This window comes from Tsuneonella deserti, assembly GCF_014644315.1.
GTDB classification, from domain to species: domain Bacteria; phylum Pseudomonadota; class Alphaproteobacteria; order Sphingomonadales; family Sphingomonadaceae; genus Tsuneonella; species Tsuneonella deserti.
In genome coordinates this window covers 1,721,478-1,745,974 of sequence record NZ_BMKL01000001.1, presented here as the reverse complement: position 1 = coordinate 1,745,974, position 24,497 = coordinate 1,721,478, and the positions used below count along the sequence as shown (strand labels likewise).

The following is a 24,497-nucleotide window of genomic DNA, read 5'->3' as shown; positions in this document are numbered from 1 at the left end:
GCGACATGTCGATCGTCGCCGATGCTGCCCACGCGGTGAACCCGTGGGTCGCGCTGGCCTACCTGGCGGCGGGGGTGCTGTTCATCCTCGCCCTGCGCGGCCTTTCCTCGCCCGCGACCAGCCAGCGCGGCAACCGTTTCGGCATGGCGGGCATGCTGATCGCGGTGGGGACGACGCTGGCGACGCACTTTCCGGTGCGGACGGAAAGCCCGGTTCCGGGGATCACGCACCTCATCATTGATGGGCTTACGGCGGCCGAGATCCTCGGGGCAATTGCCCTTGGCGGGGCGGTCGGCTGGTTCATCGCACGCCGCATCGCCATGACCGCGATGCCGCAGCTCGTCGCGGCGTTCCACAGCCTCGTCGGCCTTGCCGCGGTGCTGGTGGCGGTCGCCGCGTTCATGAACCCGGAGGCGTTCGGCATCCTCGGGATGGACGGCAATATCCTCACCGTCAGCCGGATCGAAATGGCCCTGGGCGCGGCGATCGGCGCGATCACTTTCTCGGGTTCGGTCATCGCCTTCGCGAAGCTCAACGGCAACATGAGCGGCAAGCCCATCCTGCTGCCGGGACGCCACCTGCTCAACCTCGGCACCCTGGCGGCGATTGTCGTCCTGACCGCGCTGTTCGCGATCTCCGCCGACGCGGGGCCGGGCGAGAACGGGCTGTTCTGGATCATCGTCGCGCTCAGTTTCGCGATCGGGTTCCTGCTGATCATCCCGATCGGCGGGGCCGACATGCCGGTCGTCGTGTCGATGCTGAACAGCTACTCGGGCTGGGCGGCGGCCGCGATGGGTTTCACGCTGCACAACACGGCGATGATCATCACCGGCGCGCTGGTCGGCTCTTCCGGCGCGATCCTCAGCTATATCATGTGCCGGGCGATGAACCGCAGCTTCATCTCGGTGATCGCGGGCGGATTCGGGGCGGACGAGGCCATCGCCGGGGGTGAGGCGCGCGAACAGCGCCCCTACAAGTCCGGCAGCGCGGAAGACGCCGCCTACATGCTGGAGCAGGCCGAAAAGGTCATCATCGTGCCCGGCTACGGAATGGCGGTTGCCCAGGCCCAGCACGCGCTGCGCGAGATGGGCGACAAGCTCAAGGCCAAGGGCGTCGAGGTGAAGTATGCCATTCACCCGGTCGCCGGCCGGATGCCGGGGCACATGAACGTGCTGCTGGCCGAAGCGAACGTGCCTTACGACGAGGTCTTCGAACTGGAGGACATCAATTCCGAATTCTCCCAGGCGGACGTCGCGTTCGTCATCGGCGCGAACGACGTGGTGAACCCGGCGGCCAAGACCGACAAGTCCTCACCGATCTACGGGATGCCGGTCTTCGACGTGGGCAATGCGAAGCAGGTGTTCTTTATCAAGCGGTCGATGGGCGGCGTCGGGTATGCCGGCGTCGATAATGATGTGTTCTATCTCGACCAGACGATGATGCTCCTCGCGGATGCGAAGAAGATGGTCGAGGATATCGTCAAGGCGCTCGACTGATGCGGCCGGCGGTCGCTCTCCTCCCACTCGCGCTGCTTGGCGGCTGCGTGGAGACGATCGCGGAAAGCCGCGTCCGCTCCGCCCTGGTAGAGGCCGGGCTATCGCAGGGCAACGCGGATTGCATGGCCGGCCGCATGGTCGACCGTCTGACCATCGCCCAGCTCCGCAAGCTCGAAGCGCTCAAGGCGCGTCCGGGCGCGCGGGAGAAGCCGGTGACCATCGGCGAATACATCGAACGGGTGCGCCGCGTGGGCGACTCCGAGGTCATCGCCGTCACCGCAAGTTCGGCCGGCCTGTGCGCCGCCGGGCTTGGCTGAGGCGGGTTAGCTTCCCTTCACGACCGGCTGTTCGCCCTTGAAGGCGAATTCGCCGAACGCGTAGTCGCAAACGTTGAAGTTCGTGAACACGCCCTGGCTGCCGTCACTGAAGGTCAGCCGCACGTCGAGCGCGCAGCCGGTCTTGTCGAAGTGGACGGTGTGGCTGACGCCCGGCCTGACGGGCCCGTTTTCCACGTCCTCGTCGAGCTGTTCGGCCGTCCACGCCGCTTGACCCGCGGCGGACGTTTCGATCGTCTTGATCGACTTGCCGGTCTTGTTGACCAGGACGAAGTCCCAGCTTTCGGCATAAGCGGGCGCGGCGAGCGACAGGAGTGCCGCGCCGAGCAGGATTCTTGCAACCATGTGATGCTCCCTTCCCGTAGGAACAGGATGATGGTGCGCTTCATCAAGCCATTGCGCAAGCTTCCTTTGAGCGTTGACTAACATGTCTGTCAGTAGCAGCTTGACGCCATGAAAATGTCCCGTCTCGCGCTCCTCGCGCTCACCGCCGCGGGTGCTCCCGCCATGGCTGCGACTCACACCGTTGCCCCGGGCGAGGGCGGGCAGCAGCGGCTGCAGGAAGCCCTGATCGTCGCCCAGCCCGGGGACGAGGTGGTGCTTGGGGCCGGGAGGTTCGTGCTCGACGACGGGCTCAGCCTCGACGTCGATGGCGTCACCGTGCGAGGGGCCGGCATGAATGCGACCGTGCTCGATTTCACCGGCCAGAAGGACGCGGGCGAGGGGCTACTGGTCACGTCCGACAAGGTGACGTTGCGCGATTTTGCGATCGAGAATCCGCACGGCGACGGGATCAAGTCGAAAGGCGCCGACGCCATCGTCTACCAGCGCGTGCGCGTTACCTGGACGGGCGGCCCGAAGGAAACCAACGGCGCCTACGGGCTCTATCCGGTAGAGAGCGACGGCGTGCTGATCGCCGAGTGCGAGGTCTCGGGCGCATCGGACGCCGGCATATACGTTGGCCAGTCGAAGGCGATCACCGTTCGCAACTCGGTCGCGCGCCACAACGTCGCGGGAATCGAGATCGAGAACAGCCGTGATGCGCTGGTCGAGGCGAACTACGTCACCGGCAACACAGGCGGGATCCTGGTGTTCGACCTGCCCAGCCTGCCCGTGATGGGCGGCGGCAATACGATCGTGCGCAGCAACCTGGTGGTTCACAACACCACGCCCAATTTCGCGCCTAAAGGGAACATCGTCGCGGGAGTGCGGCGCGGCACGGGCGTGATGGTGATGGCGAACGATGGCGTGCTGGTGGAAGGCAACACTATCCTCGACAACCCGACGGCGCCGGTCATGGTCGTGGCCTATCCGCTCAAGTTCGATGACAAGAGCTACAACCCCTATCCCCGCAATGTCACGATCGGGGTGAACCAGGTCGATGCCGGCGGGACCGACCCGCAGTTCGAGGGCAAGGAGCAGCTCCTTGCCGCGTTCGGCGGCGCGCTCCCCCCGGTGCTGTGGGACGGCCTTTCGCAGGCAGGCACCGTCGCGCTGCGGGTCGATCCGTCGATCAAGGGCTGGTCGCTCAATCTGCCCACGCAGGGCGGAGGTCTCGACGCGGCGGTGAAGCCCGGCCCGCTCGAGGCGCCGGCCCCGGTCGCGGGCGCGTCGCTGACCGGCGTTGGCGCGCCGGCTGAACTGGAGGCGCGGCTGGTCCCGTGATCCGGCGGGCCATCCTGGCGCTTGCCCTGCTGTCGGCGGCAGGCGCGGTGGCGCAGGCCAGCGCCTCGGCGCCGGCCGTCCCCGACAATGCGGTGGTGACGGGGAACGAACTGCCTGCGAACCTGTCCGCATTCGGCTTCTTCGCTGACGGCCCCGCGCAAATCCCCGCCGCCCGTGTCACCCCGTACAGGCTCAACACCCCCTTGTGGTCCGACGGCGCGGAGAAGCTGCGCTTCGTCTATATTCCAGACGGTTCGCAGGCGAAGGCCGAAGGCGAGAACCTGCTCCAACTTCCCGTCGGCGCGGCGCTGATCAAGACTTTCGCCTTTCAGGACCACGGCAAGCGCCGGCTGATCGAGACTCGCGTGCTGCTCCACCGCACCGATGGGTGGGTCGCACTGCCCTATTTGTGGAATGCCGAGCAGACCGACGCGAAGCTCGCGCTGGCGGGGGCGAGGGTTCCGGTCGTCTCTCCGGCCGGGGAGGCGATCGAGTACCGCGTGCCGAACAAGAACCAGTGCAAGGAATGCCACGGCCTCAACGGGGCGGTGATCCCGATCGGGCCCAAGGCGCGTAACCTGTCACGCGATTGGCTCGACCGGTTCGCAGCCGCCGGGATGCTGGACGCCGCACCTGCGGTCGCTCATCCGGTCCCGCTGTGGGAGGACCGGGCGAAGGCCGGCTCCGAAGCGGCCGCACGCGGCTATCTCGAGGCGAACTGCGCGCACTGCCATCAGCCGGGCGCGTCGGCATCCAACTCCGGCCTCGACCTTCGGTGGGAGCAGGACGATCCGCACGCGCTCGGAATCATGAAGCGTCCGGTTGCGGCAGGGCGCGGCGCGGGAAGCCTGCTGTTCGACGTGGTGCCCGGCAAGCCGTCCGAATCCATCCTCCTCCACCGCATGGGCAGCCTCGAAGGCGGAGTGGCGATGCCCGAGCTGGGCAAGGCGACGCTGGACCACGAAGGGCTCGCCGTCGTCGAGCGGTGGATCGCAGGTCTGTGAGGAAAACCGCCAAAGTCCTCGGCCTTCTGGCTGTCCTCCTCGTCGGGACATTTCTTCTCCTGCGCACTCCGGATAGCGATCCCGCCGCGATGCGCGCGAAATACGGCGCTGCGCCGTCGCAATTCATCGACATCGGCGGGGGCGAGCGGATCCACTTGCGCGACGAGGGGCCGCGCGATGGTTTGCCGATCGTGCTGCTGCATGGCTCGAACGCGGACCTCCACACATGGCAACCATGGGTCGATCGCCTGAAGGCGACCCACCGGATCATCCGGTTCGACCAGCGCGGGCACGGGCTGACCGGTCCCGCGCCAGACGGAGACTATTCCCGCCGCGCATTTGCCGACGATGTGGAACGAGTGGCGAACACCCTCAATCTGCGGCGGTTCGTGCTCGCCGGCAACTCCATGGGCGGCGGGATCGCTCTGGAGTACGCCCTGGCGCATCCCGGGCGGGTGGCCGGGCTGGTGCTGGTCGATGCGGCCGGTGCGCCGCGACTGCGCGAGGTGAAAGGCAACATCGGTTTCACCCTGGCGCGGACGCCGGGATTTTCCTGGTTGATGGGGCAGATCACCCCGCGCTCGCTGATCGAGCGGAGCCTGCGCCAGACGGTTTCGAACCAGTCGGTCGTGACCGACGCGGCAGTCGACCGCTACTGGGAGCTCCTGCGCTATCCCGGCAACCGTCAGGCGACCGCTGCCCGCTTTGCCACTGCGCAAGAAGCCTTCTCACCGGCGGCGCTGGACCGCCTCAAGGTGCCGACGTTGATAATCTGGGGACAGGAGGACGGGCTGATTCCGGTCGCGTCCGGGCGCTGGCTTGCGCAGCACATTCCCTCGTCCCGCTTCGAAGTGCTGCCAGGCATCGGCCACATTCCGATGGAAGAAGCACCCGATGCGAGCGCCCGTTTGCTGATCGACTGGCTGGCGCGCCTGGAGCCTGCGGCGGACTGAAGCGGGGCAGCTTTACTCGTCGTCGGCGTCTCGCCTATGGCAGCTCGGGGTCGCGTCGGGGGAGAGCAGAGTTTGCGCAAGTTGGGCCTGATCGGGGGAATGAGCTGGGTCTCCACCCGCGACTATTACGAACAGATCAACCGCGGGGTCCGCCGCCGCACTTCTCCGATGACGAGCGCGCCGCTGCTGATCGAAAGCCTCGATTTTGCGGAGCTATGGGGCCTGGCGAACGACGAAGACTGGGACCGCGCTGCCGGGGTGCTCGCGAAGTCGGCCGAGCGCCTGGTGGGCGCGGGCGCGGAAGGCCTGATCATTTGTGCCAATTCGATGCACAAGGTTTACGACAAGGTGGCCCAGGCGGCGGGGGTGCCGATGCTCCATATCGCCGACTGCGTCGGCCGGGCGATGCAGGCGGCGAACGCCACCAACGCCGCGTTGATCGGGACCGGCAACGTCATGACCGAAAGCTTCTATCGCCGGCGGCTCGTCCAGCACGATGTCGACCTCCTGCCCCCGGACATGGACATGGTCAGCGAGATCGACGGCATAATCTACGGTGAACTGATGCGCGGCAAGGTCACTCGCGAGGCGGAGCGCACGCTGAAAACGTGGATCACCCGCAAGGAACAGGACGGCGCCGAGGCCATCGTGCTTGCCTGCACCGAGCTGGCGATGATCGTGGACGTGGACGCGAACGTGCTGCCGGTCTTCGATTCCACCCGCATCCACTCCGCAGCGGCGGTTGACTGGATCCTCGCTGAGGCATCGTAGCGCGCGGAGCAAGGGCGGCGAACAGCTCGCAGTTCTCCCGGACCACGAAATCTTCCATGGCCGGTGGGGACCTTGCTGGTTCTCCCTGTGTTCCCGTTGTCCGCACCCCGCGCGGCCCCTATCGACCGTGGCCGATGACGCTTGCCCCATACGCCGCCACACCCCCCGCCGGTCGCGGACGCGAGTTCGCCGAGGACAGGGCGGGCGCGCGCGGGCCCCGCAGCGAGTTCCAGCGCGACCGCGACCGCGTGGTCCACTCGATCGCATTTCGCCGCCTGCGGTCGAAGACCCAGGTCTTCATCGCGCCCGACGGGGATCACTATCGCACCCGCCTGACGCACAGCCTGGAAGTATCCCAGATCGGCCGCGTCATCGCCCGGGCGCTGGGGCTTGACGAAGACCTGACCGAGGCACTGTGCCTTGCCCACGACATAGGCCACCCGCCGTTCGGCCACGCAGGCGAGGCTGCGCTCGAGGCGGCGATGGCGCAGCGCGGCGGGTTCGATCACAACGCGCACACCCTGCGCGTGCTGATGCGGCTCGAGAACCCTTACTGCGATCACCAGGGGCTCAACCTGTCGTGGGACGTGCTCGAAGGGCTCGCCAAGCACAACGGCCCGGTGAGCGCGCCTAACTGGGCGCTGTCCGAACTCGATCGCGCGTTTCCGCTCGACCTCGGCGCGTGGCCCAGCCTCGAGGCGCAAGTTGCCGCTCTGGCGGACGACATCGCCTACGACAACCACGACATCGACGACGGGTTGCGCGCGGGTTTCCTCAGCCTCGACGACCTGATGGAACTGCCCTTGCTGGCGGACCGCTATCGCGAGGTAGAACGGCGCTTTCCCAGCGCGAAGACCGAGCAGCGCCTTCGCGAACTGGTTCGCAGCCAGATCGGTGCGATGGTCAACGACCTGCTGGAGACTACCCGCACAAACCTCGCGGGCGTCGGCAGCGTGTCGGAGGTGCGCGCGCATCCCGGTCAGTTGGCGGCGTTCTCGCCTGCGATGTCGTCCGCCGAACGCGGCCTGAAGCGGTTCATGTACGACAAGCTCTATTTTCACGCGGAGCAGATCGCCGCTGCGGAATACGCGCGCGAGGTCGTCTCGCGGCTGTTCGCGGCCTACGATCAGGATCCGTCGCTTCTGCCCGATGATTGGCGCGCGGGCCTGCCGACAGTGGAGCCACAGCGCAGCAGGCACCTGGCCGATTTCATCGCCGGCATGACCGACCGCTACGCCATCGACCAGTGCGTGCGGATCTTCGGACGCGCGCCAGAAGGGCTGCGCAATGTCTGATCCGCTGCGCATTGCGCTGGTCGGCGCGACCGGCCTCATCGGTAGCGAGGTGATGAAGCTGGCTGTGAGGCGCGAGGACATGCGGCTCGTGGCAGTCGCCCGCAGGGAATCGCCGCTGCCGCAGGGCGCGCGGATGGAGATGTTCGTCGCCGATCCGTCGAAGTGGGGGGAAGTGTTCGAAGCGGTCCGGCCGCAGGCGCTGATCTGCGCGGTGGGCACGACCTGGCGCAAGTCCGGACGCGACGAGGATGCCTTCCGCGCGGTCGATTACGACCTGGTACTGGCTACCGCGCGTGCGGCGAAGGCGGCGGGAATCGAGCGGATGGTCGCGGTCAGCTCGACCGGGGCCGACGAGATGAGCAAGAATCGCTACCTGCGGACGAAGGGCGAGGTAGAGCGCGAGCTGGGCCGGATGAAGTTCAAGCGGCTCGACATCCTGCGTCCGGGGCTTCTCAAGGGGCAGCGGATCGGCGACTTGCGCCCGCTGGAGCGGCTCGGCAGCGCGCTCAGTCCCTTGGCCGACCTGGCGATGCAGGGCCGCTGGCGCGCATATCGCTCGATCCGGGCCGAACTCGTCGCGAAGGCGGCTCTCGCCCTGACGATGCGCCGTGCGGCGGGGCGCTTCGTGCACGACAACGACGCCATGCTGCGCGCCGCTGCAACCCTGCCGATGCCCGAGGGCGCCTGACAAATCACACTGCGGTGTGACAATCACATTTTGATGTGATAGAGCGAGTCGCATGAGCCAGTCCATCATCGAGCGGGTCCGCACCCTTGTCGCCGACGACCGCATGAGCCGCACGGCGCTCGCCCGCGCAGCAGGCCTTCACGCAAACAGCCTGCGCGATTGCCTTGAGCCGAAGTGGAACCCGACAGCCGATACGCTGGGCAAGCTGGAATCCTTTCTTTCGGCCAACGACGAGCGGCCGGTCATCGTCTCGGCCGAGGAGATCATCGACGAGGCGCGCAACGGGCGCATGTTCGTGCTGGTCGACGACGAGGACCGCGAGAACGAGGGCGATCTTATCATTCCGGCGCAAATGGCCACGCCCAATGCGATCAATTTCATGGCCACTCACGGCCGCGGCCTGATCTGCCTGGCGATGACCAGGTCACGGATCGAGCAGCTCGACCTCAAGCTGATGAGTCGCGACAATCGCAGCCGTCACGAAACCGCCTTCACCACCTCGATCGAGGCGCGCGAAGGCGTGAGCACCGGCATCTCTGCGGGCGACCGGGCGCGGACCGTGTCGGTGGCCATCGACGGAACCAAGGGGCGCGACGATATCGTCACGCCGGGTCACGTGTTCCCGCTGGTGGCGCGGGACGGCGGCGTGCTGGTGCGGGCTGGGCACACTGAAGCGGCAGTCGACATCTCGCGGCTCGCCGGCCTCAATCCCTCGGGCGTGATCTGCGAGATCATGAACGAGGACGGCACGATGGCGCGGATGGACGATCTCGTCCGTTTCGCCCGCCTGCACGACCTCAAGATCGGCACCATCCGCGATCTCATCGCCTATCGCCGCAAGCACGACCACCTGATCGAGCGCCGCGGCGAGCGACGCTTCACCAGCCGCTGGGGCGGCGAATGGCAGGCGGTTGCGTTCTATAACCGGGCGACCGGCGAGGAGACGCTTGCGCTCGTCAAGGGCGCGATCGATCCGGAAAAGCCGACCCTCGTGCGGATGCATTCGCTGTCGCTGTTCGACGACATCTTCGGCGAAACCGGTCCCCGCGGCGGAATGATCGAGCGGGCGATGGAGATCATCGCCAGGGAAGGCGCGGGCGTGATCGTGCTGATCAACCGCGTGTCGCGCGATTATGTCAGCCGCACGATTGCGCGCGGCAGCGAGCCTCCGCCGACGGACGCCCAGGTGACGGAGCAGCGCGATTATGGCGGCGGGGCGCAGATCCTCGGTGCGCTCGGTGTGCACGACATGGTCCTGCTGACCAATACCGAGCATTCGCTGGTGGCGCTCGAAGGCTACGGTCTGAGCATCGTCGGCCAGCAACCGCTGGACGATCCGGCCGGCTAGAACGCCGCTCCCGCGAGCGTGTCGATGGCCGCCTGGAGGATGACCGCGGCGGCGTGCGCATCGATCCGCTCCTTGCGCTTGGCCCTGCTCAGGTCCTGCTCGATCAGCGCGCGTTCGGCGCTGACAGTCGACCAGCGTTCGTCCCACAGCAGCACCGGCAGTCCCAGCGCGGCGGACAGGTTGCGCGCGTAGGCGCGGCTCGCCTGCGCGCGCGGGCCCTCGCTGCCGTCCATGTTGCGCGGCAGGCCGATGACCACCCCGCGCACCGAACGCGCCGCGACAAGCGAGGCCAGCGCTTCCCGGTCGCGGCCGAACTTGCCGCGCGGAAGGGTCTTGTCGGCAGTAGCGAAACGCCAGCCGGCGTCGCACAGCGCGGTGCCGATCGTCTTCGTCCCGAGGTCCAGCGCCAGCAGCACGCCGCCATCGGGCAGGGCGGCGGAAAATTCGGCCGCCCGATCGGTGATCAGCGCCGCGCCGTCCATGTCGCCATCCGCTGCGCCACGTCCGCCTTCAGGTTCGCCCAGAACAGGGGGATGTCATAGACGTGGTAGTTGTTGCCGGGCAGCACCCCGGGGCCGAGGTCGGGCCCTTCGCCGATCAGTAGCAGGCCTGTCGCGGGATCGCACCGCGCCGCAACCGCGCCTTCAATCAACTCCCCGGCGGAAAAGTCGCTGTTCGGCTTGAGCGTGCCGAGGTTTTCGTCCGCGGTGGCTGTGCCGTTCACCGTGCCGGTGACAGGGTTGACGCACAGGATCGAGCTGTTTCCGCGCGGCTTGCCGTCGAAGCCGGGGGTCGCGGTGAACCGTTCGAGCATCTGGCTGGGATCGGCCGGCTCGGCGAAAGTGGACCAGGTGGCGATGCAGCCAGCCTGGTCCGGCGTGGCGCACGCAGGCAGACCAAGCGCGGGCAGGTCGTGCTCTACCGAAACAGGCCACCCGATCGGATAGACCATGGCAATGCGCTTCTCGAGCGGGGTGCCGAGCACCTTTTCGCGCAGCAGTCGCATGATCTGCAAGGCGCCCTGGCTGTGCCCGGCGAGCACGATCGGCTCGTCCTTCCCGATCGTGCCGACGAAGAAATCGAACGCCTGCGCAACGTCGCGATAGGCGAGGTCGAGCGCCTTCTGCGCCTCGGGCTTGTCGGTCAGGAAGGCGCCGATCACCGCCTGCCGGTACTTCGGCGCCCAGACCTCGTCGGCTTGGCCGAAAGGGCTCGCCATTCCGCGCAGGAACAGCCGCGCGCGCGCCTCGGCTTCCTTGTTGCCGAGCGGTGCATTCCACGGCGCGTCGGACCCGATGGCAGGCCGAATGTAGCTCGTCGGGTGGACGAAGAAGACCGCGTAGTGATGGGCGCCTGCCGGACCTTCGGCTGTCGGGGAGGGTACAGGCGCGCCCAGCGCCCGCTCCGCCGCGGGATTGTCCGGCGAGGCGGCGCCATCGGAGACCTGCGGCACGTAGCGGGCAGGATCGGCCGCGCCCATGCCGGGGCGCGAATACCACATGGCCGGATCGGCATACGCGTTGCTGTCGAGCGCGGGCTGCGACACGAATTCCCCGCGCGGCACGAAGGCGAGCTCGGTCGCTTCTTTCGACCAGATGCTCAGGGCGATCGCCCCTGCAATGAACAGGAAGACGACGAACGCGACGAGGTAAAGGAACTTACGCGCCATCAGCCTGCGGCCGGCACTTCCGAGCCATTCGCCAGCCGGTGGGCCCGCCGCTCCAGCGCCACCTTGATCATCGCCAGCATCGGATCCGCGAAGGTCAGGCCGAGCACCCCGAAGAGCACGCCCATGATGAGCTGGAATGCAAGCACCAGCGCCGGGGCGAGATCGACCGTCTTCTTGGCAATCATGGGCACCAGCACGTAGCCATCGAAGCTCTGGATCAGGAAATAGCTAGCGATCGTCCACAGTCCCATCTCGACCCCGCCCGAGAAGCCGACGAGCGTCATGAGGATGCCCGCGGTGAGCGCTCCGATGTTGGGAATGAAGGCCAGCACGCCGGTGATGAGGCCCAGCAATGCGGCCATCGGCACGCCGATGAGTGACAGCAGGCCCCATGTGAAAAACCCCTCGGCGACCATGCCGACCAGTCGGCCGAACAGCAGGCGGCGCAGATTGAAAGCCATGTGATCGAGCGTGTCGGCCACATGGTCGCGGTGCCGCTCGGCAATCATCCAGGATAGCCCGCGTTCGTAAGGGCGCGGGTCGACTGCGAGATAGATGCCGATCGTCAGCAACAGAATCACTGTTGCAAGGCCGCCGAACACGCCGCCGATGGCACGCCCGAGGGAGCCGACGCCGGTGAAAAGCTGGCTGAACAGGTCCTGCAGGTTCCCCTCGTCGATCGCAAAACCCTTGGAACGGAGATAGGCCACGCCGCGTCCGACCTGTTCGCTGATGATGGCGGGGAATTCGGCAGCCTGGGCGGCGATCTGCGACCCGGCGAAGTTCACCAGCCAGACCAGGAATCCGATCGCGCAGACGAGCAGGATCATGACGCGCCAGGCGCGGCCGATCGGCAGGACGCGCCCGAGCAGCCGCGCGCCGCCATCGAGCATTGCCGCAAACACCAGCGCGCCGAATACCACCAGCAGCGATTGGGCGAGATATACCGCCAGCACGAGGAGCCCGATCACCAGCGCCCACACGAGCGCGCGGTTGGCCTCCCGCTGAAGCTCGGGATTCTCGATCCGTGTCGGGCTGGTGCCGACCGGCTCGTTATCATCCTGCGGTTCGGTGACGCTCACTTGCTCGCGGCGCCCTTGACCAGCGGCGGTCGCAGCGTCGTCCACGCACGCTTGCCGCGCAGCGAGCTCCACCAGGTGGCGGGGTTCCAGGTGGTGGTTCCGTCGAGCGAGAACGTGATGAACTCCGCTCTACCGCCGACGTTGGCGAGCGGCACGGGCCCGCCGAGCCCGCGTTCCCAGGTCTCCGCCCGGCTGTCGGCCGAATGATCGCGGTTGTCGCCCATCAGGAAGACGTGGCCCGCCGGCACCAGCGTCTCGGGATAATTGTCGAGCATCTGGTTTTCGTGGTCGATGACGAGATACGTCGCACCGTTTGGCAGGGTTTCGCGCAGGGCCGGGACTTCATAGTAGTCCTTCCCGTCGGCTGCGCGGACGCGGTAGTTGTCCCAGTAGCCAAGGCATGGACGACCTTCGCATAGCTGGGCATCGACGGGGATACGGATGTCGGGCTCGACTTTCTGCGGCACCGGCTTGCCGTTGAGGATGACCTGCCCGTTGACGACCGCGATCCGGTCACCCGGCAGGCCGATCACCCGCTTGATATAATCCTCGTCCCGGTCGGGCGGCACGGCGATGACGATGTCGCCGTACTGCGGCGTGGCGGGCCAGATGCGCGTGTCGCTGCGTGGCAGCAGGTGGAAGGATGCCGAAACCCAGCTCCAGCCGTAGGGATACTTCGACACCACGAGGCGGTCGCCGACCATCAGGTTTGGCACCATCGACGTGGACGGGATGTAGAACGGCTTGGCAACGAGGCTGTGGAACGCCAGCACCGCGAGAAGCATCAGCGCCAGGCCGCGCACTTCCGCGATCCAGTTTATCTTCTCGCGCTTCTTTTCAGGTTCGCTCACGGGATGGGTTTCGCTGACAGCTTTCAAGTGGGGAGGGCCTCGATTACGACGAAGGCCTGCGCCCATGGATGATCGTCGGTTAGGGTCAGGTGAATGCGCGCCTCATGGCCTTCCGGCATCATTTCGGCAAGCCGCAAGGCCGCGCCGCCCGTCAGTGCGAGGGTGGGGGCGCCGGAGGGCGCATTCACCACCCCGATGTCCTTGTGAAACACGCCGCGTTTGAAACCCGTGCCGACAGCCTTGGCAAATGCTTCCTTGGCCGCCCACCTTTTGGCGAACGTGCCCACCCTGGTGTAGGGGCGCCCGGCAGCCTTGGCGCGCTCGACATCCGTAAAGCACCGCGCCTCGAACTTCTCTCCCCATCGTTCGAGGGAGTTGGCGATCCGGTCCATGTTGGTGAGGTCGGAGCCAAGGCCGATGATCACTGGGACAGCCTCACCGCGCGTCGTCCATCAGCTCGCGCATCCGCCGCACCGCTTTCTCCAGGCCGACGAACACCGCCTCCCCGATAAGGTAGTGCCCGATGTTGAGCTCGGCCAGCTGGGGGATCGCTGCGATCGGCTGGACGTTCTCGTAGGTGAGGCCATGGCCCGCGTGCGGCTCGATGCCGTTCTTTGCGGCGAGGGCTGCCATGTCCGCGATGCGCTTGAGCTCAACGGCCACCTTCTCCCCGGTCGCATGGGCATATTCGCCGGTGTGGAATTCGATCACGGGCGCGCCCAGGCGCAGCGCCGCCTCGAGCTGGCGCTCGCTCGCCTCGATGAACAGGCTGACGCGAATGCCGGCGTCGATGAGGCGCGAAACCACCGGTTGCAGGCGGTTGTGCTGGCCCGCCGCGTCCAGCCCGCCCTCGGTCGTCACCTCCTCGCGCTTCTCGGGCACGATGCAGGCGGCGTGCGGCTTGTGCCTCAGGGCGATGGCCAGCATCTCATCGGTTGCCGCCATTTCAAGGTTCAGCGGCAGGTCGGTCGCCGCCTGGATCCGGGCGAGGTCCTCGTCGCGGATGTGGCGGCGGTCTTCGCGCAAGTGCGCCGTGATGCCGTCGCCGCCGCACGCCGCCACGATCCCGGCCGCGCGCACGGGATCGGGATGGTCGCCACCGCGCGCGTTGCGGATAGTGGCGACGTGGTCGATGTTCACCCCGAGGCGCAGGCGTCCGGTCAGGAGCGGCTCCCCGGCTTCGTCACGGGAGTCGCTGCGAGGGCGGCAGGAAGCTCGTTCTCGTCATAAGTGGGGAAGTTGATGTCGATCAGCGGGTAGAACGGCACGCCCAGATCGACGGTCCCGTTCGAGCGATCGACCAGCGCCGCTTCTGCGATGACCTCTCCTCCCTCGCGCGCGACCGCGGCAATCGCCTCGCGGCTGGAGAGGCCGGTCGTCACCACGTCCTCCACCATCAGCACGCGCGCGCCTTCTGGCAGGCGGAAACCGCGGCGCAGCTCGAACGTGCCAGTCGGCCGCTCGAGGAACATCGCGTCCTTGTTGAGGGCACGGCCCATTTCGTGACCGATGATGAGGCCGCCCATCGCCGGGCTGACAACCGCATCGATCTGCGCGCGCAGTTCAAGCGGCAGTTTCTGCGCAAGCGCGCGGGCGAGCCGGTCGGCCCGTTCGGGATTCATCAGCACGCGGGCGCACTGGAGATAATGCGTGCTGTGACGTCCGCTGGAGAGCAGGAAGTGCCCTTCGAGCAAGGCTCCGGCATCACGGAATTCGTGCAGCACTTCTTCGTCGGTCATCGGAGGGTCGCTGCGCTTGAAAGTGGGTGGGGAAATGGCGGCAAAAATCTCCCTAGAAGCGCTTGAGGCGCGGGGCAAGCGCGCGTATAGGCCCGCGCAAACCCCTGTCCGAGGGGTGTTTCCGGCTCGTCTTGAGGGGCAGGAAATCGAGCCGCAAAAAAAGTATATAAGACGGAAAGCTTCGCACCGATGATCCTCGGCAAATCGACCGCCCGTTTCCTTGCACCCGTCTGGGCCGCGCTCCTGCTGGCGCTCGCCCCGCAGGCGGCAATGGCGCAGGAACGCGCGCCTGTCGCGCCTGCGCCGATTGCCAGCAACCCGGTTCCGGCCGAAGGCGTGGCTCCGGGCGCCGATGAGGTAGGCGTGGGCGCCTCCGGCGCGGTGGACGACAAGGTGGATGCTTCGAGCGAAAAGGTCGCTCCGGGAGCAGGCGCCTACAAGCCGCTGGGGCCGGAATGGATCAAGGGGCAGCCGACGCCGGGCGCGCTCGACGTCCAGTCGCAGTACTCTCCGACCGGACGCCAGGCGTTCAAGCTGCACTTCGGCCTCGTCATCGTCATGGTCGCGATCAGCCTGTTCGTTCTCGCACTGCTCATTTTCGTGATGGTGCGCTTCCGCAAGGGCCGCAATCCGGTGCCTTCCCGCACCACGCACAACACCGCGATCGAAGTGGCCTGGACGCTGATCCCGGTCCTCATCCTGGTGGCGATCGCGCTGCCCTCGATCAGCCTGATTTCCGCCCAGTACGAATCCGCGCCCAAGGATGCGGTGACGGTCAAGGTGACCGGCTACCAGTGGTATTGGGGTTATACCTATCCCGATAACGGCGGGTTCGAGGTGATCTCGAACATGCTGCCCGAGGAAGAGGCTGCCAAGCGCGGCGAGCCAAGCCACCTGGGCGTCGACAACCGCATGGTCGTGCCGGTGGGCGAATGGATTCGCTTGCAGACAACGGCCGCGGACGTGATCCACTCGTTTGCCGTGCCGAGCCTGTGGTTCAAGCTCGACGCCGTTCCGGGTCGCCTCAACGAGCGTCGGCTCTTCATCGAGGAGCCGGGCATCTACTACGGGCAGTGCTCCGAACTGTGCGGTGCCAAGCACGCCTACATGCCTATCGCGGTCGAAGCGGTCCCGCGGGCGCAGTTCGATGCGTGGGTCCGCTCGCAGGGCGGCACCGTTGGTAAGCCGGAAGCGGCCGCTGCTCCGGCTGCCGCGCCGATCCAGCAGCCCGAAAGCTCGGCCCAGCAGCCTGTCGGCGCCCCCGCCGACGCAAAGGCCAGCCAGCCCGCCTCCGCACCTGCGACTGCCCCCGCTGCCAAGCCCGCCGCCTGAACCGCATTCGAAGTTCCGAAAGACAGACCATGGCCACTACCGCCGACCACTTCCAGGCTCACACCGACGATCACGCGCATCATGACGCGGATCACAAGCCGGGCTTCTTCGCCCGCTGGTTCATGTCGACCAACCACAAGGACATCGGTTCGATGTACCTTGTCTTCGCGATCTTCGCGGGAATCATCGGCGGCGCCATTTCGGGCGTGATGCGGGCCGAACTCATGCAGCCCGGCATCCAGGTGCTCGGCAGCTGGGTCGCCCTCTGGGGCGGAGAGGCGAGCTTCGAAGCGAACCTTCACGCCTGGAACGTGCTGATCACCGCGCACGGCCTGATCATGATCTTCTTCATGGTGATGCCGGCGATGATCGGCGGATTCGGCAACTGGTTCGTGCCGCTGATGATCGGTGCGCCGGACATGGCGTTCCCGCGCATGAACAACATCAGCTACTGGCTGACGGTCGCGGGCTTCGTGTCGCTCTGCCTTTCGATGTTCGTCCCCGGCGACGCGACTGGGCTGGGCTCGGGCACCGGCTGGACCGTCTACGCTCCGCTGTCGACCTCCGGGTCGGTCGGACCGGCGACTGACTTCGCGATCTTCGCGCTGCACCTTGCGGGCGCGGCGTCGATCATGGGCGCGATCAACTTCATCACCACCATCTTCAACATGCGCGCACCGGGCATGACGCTGCACAAGATGCCGCTGTTCGTGTGGTCGGTGCTGGTCACCGCCTTCCTGCTGCTGCTGGCGCTGCCCGTGCTGGCCGCGGCGATCACCATGCTGATCACCGACCGCAACTTCGGCACCACCTTCTTCGAAGCGAGCGGTGGTGGCGACCCGATCCTGTTCCAGCACCTGTTCTGGTTCTTTGGCCACCCCGAAGTGTACATCATGATCCTCCCGGGCTTCGGCATGATCAGCCAGATCGTCGCGACCTTCAGCCGCAAGCCGGTGTTCGGCTACCTCGGCATGGCCTACGCCATGGTAGCGATCGGCGTGGTCGGCTTCATCGTCTGGGCGCACCACATGTTCACCACCGGCCTGTCGGTGAACGAAAAGATGTACTTCACCGCGGCGACGATGGTCATCGCTGTGCCCACCGGCGTGAAGATCTTCAGCTGGATCGCAACGATGTGGGGCGGTTCCATCGAGTTCAAGAGCCCGATGGTCTGGGCGATCGGGTTCATCTTCCTCTTCACCGTCGGCGGCGTGACCGGCGTCTACCTCGCCAACGGCGGCGTGGACGACGTGGTCCACGACACCTATTTCGTGGTCGCGCACTTCCACTACGTGCTGTCCATGGGCGCGGTTTTCTCGCTGTTCGCCGGCTTCTACTACTGGTTCCCGAAGATGAGCGGGCGGATGCACTCGGAACTGCTCGCGCACCTGCACTTCTGGGGCTTCTTCATCGGCGTGAACGTGATCTTCTTCCCGCAGCACTTCCTCGGGCTGAACGGCATGCCGCGACGCTATCCGGACTACGCGCTGGCGTTCGAATACTGGAACAACGTCAGCACGATCGGCTACATGATCATGGCCGGGTCGATGATCTTCTTCTTCGCCAACCTGGTGTACGCCTTCACCGTGGGCAAGAAGGCTGCGGCCAACTACTGGGGTCCGGGCGCGACCACCCTCGAGTGGACGCTGTCGAGCCCGCCTCCGTATCACCAGTTCGAAACGCTGCCGGTGATCGAGGACGACCACGACTATCACAACCACCTGCCGCGGGGCGGAGCGCCGGCAACCGCCTGAGCCGCCTTGCGCAACTGAACAAGAACGGCCGGTCCTCTCGCGAGGGCCGGCCGTTCGCGTTGGAGGAAGCCTGATGCCCGAGATGCGCCAGATCGATACCGGCGAAGTTACCCTGCGCTGCGCCATCGAAGGCACCGGCCCGCTGGTGATCTTCGTCCACGGGTTTCCCGAAAGCTGGTACTCTTGGCGGCATCAGATCGGGCCGGTGGCAGGAGCGGGCTTTACCGCCTGCGCAATCGACGTGCGTGGCTACGGCGGATCGGACAAACCCCCCGCAGTGGCCGATTACGCAATGGAGAAGATCGTCGGCGATCTTGTCGGGCTGGCCGACGCGCTGCAGCCTGGCGCTCCTGCCATCCTTGTCGGCCATGACTGGGGCGCACCGATCGTGTGGAATTCCGCGCTCACTCATCCAGAGAGGTTCTCCGCGGTAGCAGGCCTTTCGGTCCCCTTTGCGGGAGTACCGAGCCGTCCCTTCACCGAAGTGTTCCGCGAGCATTTCACCTCGCAAGGCCGGTTCTTTTACCAGGAGTATTTCCAGCAGCCCGGCGTCGCCGAGGCGGAGGCGGAAGCCGATCCCCGCGAATTCGTTCACCGAATGATGTACTCGATCAGCGGCGACGTGGAGCCTGGGAGCTACTGGGAAAAGCCGCTTGGCGCGAAGTTTCTCGACGGCTTGCCCGAGCCCAGGCCGGTGCCGTGGCTGACCGATCAGGACATCGCGTTCTATGGCGACGAATTCGCGCGCAATGGCTTTCGCGGTCCGCTCAACCGCTATCGCAACCACGAGCGCGATTACGAGTGGTTGCAGGGCTGGGCGGGCAAGAAAATCGAACAGCCATGCCTGTTCATCGGCGGCGACCGCGATCCGGCGACCACGCTGTTCGGCGCGGTGAGCGATCCGGTGGCGATGATGCGGATATTCGCGCCCAAGGTGGAAGGTCACGTGCTGCCGGGTGTCGGCCACTGGACCCAGCAGGAACGGCCTGAAGAGGTCAACCGCCTGCTGCTGGATTGGCTGCGACTGCTTTAGGGAGCCGCGACTGGCCGCACGTGTCTGTCTCAGGTGGACGACCGCGCTCTTGCTGCACTTGCCTGGCGTATTCGATTAGGCCATTGGCCCCGCCTTCGACGGACTCGCATGCGCGAGTGGCTCGGCCCGGCGCCTATCCCCGGGCCAATCCGGCAGCACGCTGCCGTTGATCATATTCTGGACTTCTCATTGCCATCATTTGCCACGCTTCGCCGCGATTGGCTCTCGAACCCGCGTGCCGACATGCTCGCCGGAATGGTCGTCGCGCTCGCGCTGATTCCGGAGGCCATCGGCTTTTCGGTGATCGCGGGAGTCGACCCACGCGTGGGCCTTTACGCCTCTGTCGCGATCGCCATGGTGATTGCCCTTACCGGTGGACGGCCAGGCATGATCTCCGCCGCTACGGCCGCGGTTGCCGTCGTCGTCGTCCCCCTCGTGCGCGATCACGGGGTCGAATACCTCTTCGCCGCTACGATCCTGATGGGAATTCTGCAAATGCTGGCGGGTCTCGCGCGGCTCGACCTGCTGATGCAGTTCGTCTCCCGTTCGGTGATCACCGGTTTCGTGAACGCGCTCGCGATCCTGATATTCATGGCGCAGCTGCCGCAGCTCATCGACGTGACCTGGCAGGCATACGCGATGGTCGCGGGTGGCCTCGCCGTCATTTACCTGCTTCCGCGCCTGACAAAAGCAGTGCCATCCCCGCTGGTGGCCATCGTGATCCTTACCGCCGTCGCGATCTACTCCGGCGCGCCGGTCAACACGGTCGGTGACATGGGCAAGCTGCCACACGGGCTGCCCAACCTGGTCTTGCCGGACGTTCCTCTGAACTGGGAGACGCTGCGGACAATCCTGCCGTATTCGCTGACGATGGCGGCGGTGGGACTGCTCGAATCGCTGCTCACCGCGCAGATTGTGGACGATATGACTGACACAGGCAGCGACAAGCGGCGGGAATGCGCCGGTCAGGGCAGCGCGAACTTCGCCGCCGCGCTGGTTGGAGGAATGGGTGGCTGCGCGATGATCGGACAATCGGTCATCAACGTCACTTCCGGCGGACGCGGCCGCCTTTCGACTTTCACGGCAGGAGCGTTCCTGCTGATACTGCTTACCCTGTTGGGGCCGATCGTCGGCCGGATACCCATGCCTTCGCTGGTTGCAGTCATGATCATGGTGTCGATCGGCACCTTCAGCTGGAATTCGATTCCGAACCTGAAGCGGCACCCCTGGCCGTCATCCCTGGTCATGCTAACAACGGTAGTCGTGGTCGTAAGCACGCACGACCTTTCCCTGGGCGTGCTCGCGGGGGTCTTGCTGTCGGGAATCTTCTTCACGGGCAAGGTGCAGCGGATGTTCGGGGTCGATCGGACGGTGTCCGATGATGGTGCCATCGCGACCTACCGCATCTGCGGACAGATATTCTTCGCTTCGGTCGATCGTTTCGTGAATGCGCTCAATCAGCCCGAAACCGCGCAGACCATCCTGATAGACATGACCTCTGCGCATTTTTGGGACATCTCTGGCGTCGCGGCGCTCGACAGGTCGTAGAGCGCCTGCGCGGCGCCGGGCGGTCGGTCCAGGTCGTTGGCTACAATCGCGCCAGCGCCGACCTGGTCGACCGGTTCGCTCTGCATGACAAGACCGGTGTCGAGATGGGTCTCGCCCCTCATTAGACGAACCACTACAGTGGGGAACGCGGATGTTCTGCTCCTGGGGGGCGAGTTTCTTGGCGTTTCCTACAGCCACTCGCCTGTGCGATTGACGTTCGATGACGGTCGCGATTTATCCCTGTTCGCCGCAGACCTGCGGGTTTTCGCGGCAGGTCCGGGCCTTAACTCCAGGACAGTGGTCCAAGTGGTCCACGGATCCAACACGCTTCCCTAGTGCGGGCGGGGTGCCTATAGGCCGGCCCGCCCTTCCATGACCGATTCAGCCGCCCTCTACCTGCCGACCGACTGGCGAGACTTCCTCTCGCTGACCAAGCCGCGCGTGATGAGCCTGGTAATCTTCACCGGCCTGTGCGGGCTGTTGGCGGCACCTGGCACCATTCATCCGCTGATCGGCTTCGTCGCCGTGCTTTGTATCGCGATGGGGGCGGGCGGGGCAGCGGCGCTCAACCAGTGGTGGGAAGCCGATATCGATGCCGGCATGAAACGCACCGCCAAGCGCCCCATCCCCGCCGGAAGGTTGCGGCGGACCGATGCGCGCGATTTCGGCATCGCGCTATCCGCCGCGTCGGTTGGACTGATGGGGATCGCGGTAAACTGGCTCGCCGCGATCATCCTGGCGGTTTCAATCGTCTATTACGCGGTGGTCTATACAATCTGGCTCAAGCCCCGCACGCCGCAGAACATCGTCATCGGCGGCGGCGCGGGGGCGTTTCCGCCGATGATCGGCTGGGTGGCGGTGACCGGCCACATCACGCTGATGCCGGTGCTGCTGTTCGCCATTATCTTCATGTGGACCCCGCCGCACTTCTGGGCGCTCGCGTTGTTCGTGCAGAGCGATTACGCCAAGGTCGGCATCCCGATGATGCCGGTGGTGAAGGGCGAGGCAAGCACGCGGCGGCAGATCATCCTGTACGCCGTCCTGCTGCTGCCGATTGCCGCCGCTCCGTGGTTTATCGGCGGGACGGGCGCGGTCTATGGCGCCATCGCCATCGCGCTAAGCCTCGCGTTCATCGCGCTCGCCGGGCCTGTCGCACTTCGCCGCGTCGGCCCCAACGCCGACGGTAGTGACCGGATGAAGCCCGAAAAACGCCTGTTCGGCTTTTCGGTGCTGTACCTGTTCGCGCTGTTTGCCGCGCTGGTTGCGGACCGTGTCATTTACGGGCAGGGACTCCTGTCATGACCCCCGACGAAGAGATCGAATTCAAGCGCCGCCGCAAGGGGCGCAACCTGGCGCTCGCCGCCGTGCTCGTATTCTTCGTGCTGTTGTTCTACGCCATCACCTTCGTGAAACTGGGCTGACGATCCATGGCTTCCCTCGCACCTTCCGCCAAAAGCAACGCGCGCACCGGCATCATCGCCGCCTTCGTGGCAATTGCAATGCTGGGTCTTGGGTTCGCCGCCGTGCCGCTCTATCGGATTTTCTGCCAGGTGACCGGATTTGCCGGCACCACCCAGCGGGCCACCGCGGGCGAGGCGCAGGCGGCCGAAGCCCTGGGAGCGAAAGTAGCCGGGGCGACCGTATCGGTGCGCTTCGATGCCAACATCGATGCCGACCTGCCGTGGACCTTCAAGCCGGAGCAGGTGACCAAGACCGTCAAGCTCGGCCAGCGGCAGATGGCGTTCTTCTACGCGAAGAACAACTCGGACGTGCCGGTCACCGGACAGGCGAGCTTCAACGTCTCCCCCGACCAGACCGGCGCCTATTTCAACAAGGTGCAGTGCTTCTGCTTCACCGAGCAGACGCTGCAACCTGGTGAGGAAGTGCACATGCCGGTGCTGTTCTTCGTGGATCCGAAGATCGCGGACGATCCCGATGCCGCGCCGGTCCAGCAGATCACCTTGAGCTATACCTTCCACCGCGCTCCGGACGTGCCGCAATAGGCCACTGGACCGCGCCCCCACTGCGCATTAAGGGCGGGTCGAAACCGCTCGATTAGGGACGAGAATTCTCATGGCCGGCGCCAAGAACCACCAGTATCACATCCTGCCGCCCGACATCTGGCCGCTCATCGGCTCGATCTCCGCGGTGACCTTCACCAGCGGCCTGGTCCTGTTCATGCACCGGGACACGATGAGCGGCTGGCCAATTGTGCTCGGCCTCGGCATCGCGGGCCTGATCGCCACGTTCTTCAGCTGGTTCGCTAACATCGTGAAGGAAGCCCAGGCCGGCGAGCATACCCCGGTCGTCCAGCTTCACCTGCGCTACGGCATGATCCTGTTCATCGCTTCCGAAGTGATGTTCTTCGTCGGCTGGTTCTGGAGCTTCTTCGACTTCGCGCTGTTCCCCAGCGAGCTTTCCGAAGTCGTCGGCGGGCAGTTCCCGCCCAAGGCGATCGAGGCGGTGATGGATCCGTTCGACCTGCCGCTGCTCAACACGCTGATCCTGCTGTGCTCGGGCACCACCGTCACCTGGGCGCACCATTCGCTGATCCACGGGGACCGCGATGGCCTTAAGAAGGGCCTTTGGCTGACGATCCTGCTCGGCCTGCTGTTCAGCAGCATCCAGGCTTATGAATATGCCCACGCGCCGTTCAACTTCGGCGAGAACACCTACGGTTCGGTGTTCTACATGGCGACCGGCTTCCACGGCTTCCACGTCCTCGTCGGCACGATTTTCCTGATCGTCTGCCTGGTGCGGGCGTACAAGGGGCATTTCACCCCGCAGCAGCACTTCGGATTCGAAGCGGCGGCGTGGTACTGGCACTTCGTCGACGTTGTGTGGCTGTTCCTGTTCGTGTCGATCTACGTCTGGGGCGGCTGGGGCGCGCCGATCCACTGATGACATCGGGTCATACCGGCAACGAGGAAGGGCAGCCCGGCATCGCCGCGGCTGCCCTTTCCGGTTTGTGCCCCCGTTGCGGCGCGCGCACCCTGTTCGCCGGCCCCGCCCGCTTCGCGCCGAAGTGCCGCGTGTGCGGGCTCGACTTCAGCCGCTTCGACGTGGGAGACGGACCCGCGGCGCTGCTGATCCTGATTATCGGCGCGCTCGTTGCGGGCCTTGCCATCTGGCTCCAGCTCACCGCCGATCCACCCTACTGGCTGCAAGCGCTGATCTGGATTCCGGTCACCACCGCGCTGGTAATCGGCGGCCTGCGCATCGCCAAGGCGGCACTGCTCGCCAGCGAGTTTCGCAACAAGTCGGGTGAGGCACGGTCCGGCCAATGAGGCGGCGCCTCCCGGTGCTCGCCACCTTGCTGGTCGGGCTCGCGGTCGCGACGATGATCGCGCTCGGCTTCTGGCAATTGGGCCGGGCGCGTGAGCGCGACGCTGGCAAGCAGCAGATGGTCGCCCATTCGCGCCTCCCGGTCGTGGAATACCCCTATGGCGATGGTGATCGCGAAGACCTGATGTTCCGGCGCCTGTCAGCCACCTGCGATGCGGTCAACTCCTGGGAAGTGCGGGGCGGAGAGGCCGTCGATGGCAGAAGCGGTTGGCGCCACATCGCCACCTGCATTTCCCAGTCAAATCACGCGATCTTCAAGGTTGATATGGGCATCAGCTCAGCTCCCGATGCCCGGCCGGCCTGGACAGGCGGCAGCGTCGTTGGACGCGCGGTGCACGCGCCCGACACACGCGGCATCGTTGGCGGCGCGCTGCGCAGGAAAGTCGCCCGGCCGTTAATGATAGTTTCGGAGACGCCGGCGCCCGGCCTTTCACCGTCAAGGCAGCCCGACCCAAGCGAGGAAACCAATAGTTCATGGTCCTACGCCGGCCAGTGGTTCCTGTTCGCGCTCACGGCGCTGGTGATCTACGTGATTGCCCTGCGCCGCCGCTGGCGAGAAAGCGCCTGAGCGTGTTGCCTGGCAAAAGGG

The 24,497-nt window shown here is 65.9% G+C and carries 26 protein-coding genes, 1 pseudogene and 1 other annotated feature; of the genes and pseudogenes, 19 read left to right on the top strand and 8 right to left on the bottom strand.

The window, feature by feature from the left end:
- Positions 1–5: 5 nt before the first annotated feature.
- Together IEW58_RS08445 and IEW58_RS08440 are read left to right on the top strand one after the other, a co-directional pair.
- On the top strand, positions 6–1,496 hold the full coding sequence (locus tag IEW58_RS08445) for an NAD(P)(+) transhydrogenase (Re/Si-specific) subunit beta (protein WP_188645738.1): 1,491 nt from the start codon (positions 6–8) through the stop codon (positions 1,494–1,496).
- Positions 1,496–1,813, top strand: a complete 318-nt coding sequence (locus IEW58_RS08440) for a hypothetical protein (protein ID WP_188644708.1) — start codon at positions 1,496–1,498, stop codon at positions 1,811–1,813. Before IEW58_RS08445 ends, IEW58_RS08440 begins: the two co-directional genes overlap by 1 nt.
- A gap of 6 nt (positions 1,814–1,819) precedes the next feature.
- Here IEW58_RS08440 and IEW58_RS08435 read toward each other — a convergent pair whose 3' ends face one another.
- Positions 1,820–2,176: a hypothetical protein gene (locus tag IEW58_RS08435; protein ID WP_188644707.1), complete on the bottom strand. Its 357-nt coding sequence runs from the start codon at positions 2,174–2,176 to the stop codon at positions 1,820–1,822.
- A gap of 114 nt (positions 2,177–2,290) precedes the next feature.
- Here IEW58_RS08435 and IEW58_RS08430 point away from each other — a divergent pair, with 114 nt between their 5' ends.
- From IEW58_RS08430 to ribB, 7 genes are all read left to right on the top strand, one after another.
- Positions 2,291–3,496: a parallel beta-helix domain-containing protein gene (locus IEW58_RS08430; protein ID WP_188645736.1), complete on the top strand. Its 1,206-nt coding sequence runs from the start codon at positions 2,291–2,293 to the stop codon at positions 3,494–3,496.
- Positions 3,493–4,500 (top strand): SO2930 family diheme c-type cytochrome, encoded by a 1,008-nt coding sequence (locus tag IEW58_RS08425; RefSeq protein WP_308419269.1) that lies wholly within the window; start codon positions 3,493–3,495, stop codon positions 4,498–4,500. The genes IEW58_RS08430 and IEW58_RS08425 overlap by 4 nt, the downstream gene beginning before the upstream one ends.
- The gene (locus IEW58_RS08420; RefSeq protein WP_188644706.1) at positions 4,497–5,453 is read left to right on the top strand and encodes an alpha/beta fold hydrolase; all 957 of its coding nucleotides are present in this window, start codon (positions 4,497–4,499) and stop codon (positions 5,451–5,453) included. The genes IEW58_RS08425 and IEW58_RS08420 overlap by 4 nt, the downstream gene beginning before the upstream one ends.
- Positions 5,454–5,525: 72 nt before the next feature.
- Entirely contained in the window at positions 5,526–6,224 is a 699-nt protein-coding gene (locus tag IEW58_RS08415) for an aspartate/glutamate racemase family protein (RefSeq protein WP_188644705.1), read from the top strand.
- Positions 6,225–6,358: 134 nt separating this feature from the next.
- Positions 6,359–7,519 (top strand): deoxyguanosinetriphosphate triphosphohydrolase, encoded by a 1,161-nt coding sequence (locus IEW58_RS08410; protein WP_188644704.1) that lies wholly within the window; start codon positions 6,359–6,361, stop codon positions 7,517–7,519.
- A complete protein-coding gene (locus tag IEW58_RS08405) occupies positions 7,512–8,207 on the top strand; it encodes an NAD(P)H-binding protein (RefSeq protein ID WP_188644703.1) in 696 nt (231 codons plus the stop codon). The genes IEW58_RS08410 and IEW58_RS08405 overlap by 8 nt, the downstream gene beginning before the upstream one ends.
- 52 nt (positions 8,208–8,259) lie before the next feature.
- The gene (ribB, locus tag IEW58_RS08400) at positions 8,260–9,555 is read left to right on the top strand and encodes a 3,4-dihydroxy-2-butanone-4-phosphate synthase (protein WP_188644702.1); all 1,296 of its coding nucleotides are present in this window, start codon (positions 8,260–8,262) and stop codon (positions 9,553–9,555) included.
- On the opposite strand, the gene ruvX is transcribed toward ribB, so the two are convergent.
- The 7 genes from ruvX to pyrE are packed head-to-tail and all read right to left on the bottom strand — an operon-like array spanning position 9,552 to position 14,896.
- A complete protein-coding gene (ruvX, locus tag IEW58_RS08395; protein WP_188644701.1) occupies positions 9,552–10,037 on the bottom strand; it encodes a Holliday junction resolvase RuvX in 486 nt (161 codons plus the stop codon). The genes ribB and ruvX overlap by 4 nt on opposite strands.
- Positions 10,019–11,224 (bottom strand): DUF3089 domain-containing protein, encoded by a 1,206-nt coding sequence (locus tag IEW58_RS08390; protein WP_188644700.1) that lies wholly within the window; start codon positions 11,222–11,224, stop codon positions 10,019–10,021. Before IEW58_RS08390 ends, ruvX begins: the two co-directional genes overlap by 19 nt.
- On the bottom strand, positions 11,224–12,306 hold the full coding sequence (locus tag IEW58_RS08385; RefSeq protein ID WP_188644699.1) for an AI-2E family transporter: 1,083 nt from the start codon (positions 12,304–12,306) through the stop codon (positions 11,224–11,226). Before IEW58_RS08385 ends, IEW58_RS08390 begins: the two co-directional genes overlap by 1 nt.
- The gene (gene lepB / locus IEW58_RS08380) at positions 12,303–13,223 is read right to left on the bottom strand and encodes a signal peptidase I (RefSeq protein ID WP_188644698.1); all 921 of its coding nucleotides are present in this window, start codon (positions 13,221–13,223) and stop codon (positions 12,303–12,305) included. The genes IEW58_RS08385 and lepB overlap by 4 nt, the downstream gene beginning before the upstream one ends.
- Positions 13,181–13,582 (bottom strand): holo-ACP synthase, encoded by a 402-nt coding sequence (gene acpS, locus IEW58_RS08375; protein ID WP_188644697.1) that lies wholly within the window; start codon positions 13,580–13,582, stop codon positions 13,181–13,183. Before acpS ends, lepB begins: the two co-directional genes overlap by 43 nt.
- Positions 13,583–13,592: 10 nt before the next feature.
- Positions 13,593–14,321, bottom strand: coding sequence for a pyridoxine 5'-phosphate synthase (locus IEW58_RS08370; protein ID WP_188645735.1), 729 nt, complete (start codon positions 14,319–14,321; stop codon positions 13,593–13,595).
- Positions 14,318–14,896, bottom strand: coding sequence for an orotate phosphoribosyltransferase (gene pyrE, locus IEW58_RS08365; protein WP_188644696.1), 579 nt, complete (start codon positions 14,894–14,896; stop codon positions 14,318–14,320). The genes IEW58_RS08370 and pyrE overlap by 4 nt, the downstream gene beginning before the upstream one ends.
- Before the next feature lie 189 nt (positions 14,897–15,085).
- Between pyrE and coxB the strand changes: the two genes are divergently transcribed.
- From coxB to IEW58_RS08320, 10 genes and pseudogenes are all read left to right on the top strand, one after another.
- On the top strand, positions 15,086–16,228 hold the full coding sequence (coxB, locus tag IEW58_RS08360; protein WP_229658515.1) for a cytochrome c oxidase subunit II: 1,143 nt from the start codon (positions 15,086–15,088) through the stop codon (positions 16,226–16,228).
- A gap of 29 nt (positions 16,229–16,257) precedes the next feature.
- Entirely contained in the window at positions 16,258–17,982 is a 1,725-nt protein-coding gene (gene ctaD, locus IEW58_RS08355) for a cytochrome c oxidase subunit I (protein ID WP_188644695.1), read from the top strand.
- 73 nt (positions 17,983–18,055) lie between these two features.
- Complete coding sequence (locus IEW58_RS08350; RefSeq protein ID WP_188644694.1) at positions 18,056–19,015, top strand: alpha/beta fold hydrolase; 960 nt, start codon at positions 18,056–18,058, stop codon at positions 19,013–19,015.
- A gap of 97 nt (positions 19,016–19,112) precedes the next feature.
- Positions 19,113–19,165: a sequence feature (sul1 is cis-regulatory element that is thought to sense ions involved in sulfur or methionine metabolism; They are found in Alphaproteobacteria), on the top strand.
- A 93-nt stretch (positions 19,166–19,258) separates the two neighbouring features.
- Positions 19,259–20,688 (top strand): annotated as a pseudogene (locus tag IEW58_RS08345) (SulP family inorganic anion transporter).
- Positions 20,689–20,935: 247 nt separating this feature from the next.
- On the top strand, positions 20,936–21,865 hold the full coding sequence (locus IEW58_RS08340; RefSeq protein WP_188644693.1) for a heme o synthase: 930 nt from the start codon (positions 20,936–20,938) through the stop codon (positions 21,863–21,865).
- Positions 21,862–21,984: a cytochrome c oxidase system small membrane protein gene (locus IEW58_RS13965; protein ID WP_268237107.1), complete on the top strand. Its 123-nt coding sequence runs from the start codon at positions 21,862–21,864 to the stop codon at positions 21,982–21,984. The genes IEW58_RS08340 and IEW58_RS13965 overlap by 4 nt, the downstream gene beginning before the upstream one ends.
- Positions 21,985–21,990: 6 nt before the next feature.
- On the top strand, positions 21,991–22,566 hold the full coding sequence (locus IEW58_RS08335) for a cytochrome c oxidase assembly protein (protein ID WP_188644692.1): 576 nt from the start codon (positions 21,991–21,993) through the stop codon (positions 22,564–22,566).
- Between the two features lie 70 nt (positions 22,567–22,636).
- Positions 22,637–23,464 (top strand): cytochrome c oxidase subunit 3, encoded by an 828-nt coding sequence (locus IEW58_RS08330; protein ID WP_188644691.1) that lies wholly within the window; start codon positions 22,637–22,639, stop codon positions 23,462–23,464.
- Positions 23,464–23,850: a DUF983 domain-containing protein gene (locus IEW58_RS08325; RefSeq protein WP_188644690.1), complete on the top strand. Its 387-nt coding sequence runs from the start codon at positions 23,464–23,466 to the stop codon at positions 23,848–23,850. The genes IEW58_RS08330 and IEW58_RS08325 overlap by 1 nt, the downstream gene beginning before the upstream one ends.
- Positions 23,847–24,476 carry an SURF1 family cytochrome oxidase biogenesis protein gene (locus IEW58_RS08320; RefSeq protein WP_188644689.1) on the top strand — a complete coding sequence of 210 codons (630 nt, stop codon included), beginning with the start codon at positions 23,847–23,849 and terminating at the stop codon, positions 24,474–24,476. The genes IEW58_RS08325 and IEW58_RS08320 overlap by 4 nt, the downstream gene beginning before the upstream one ends.
- The last annotated feature ends 21 nt before the right edge of the window (positions 24,477–24,497 follow it).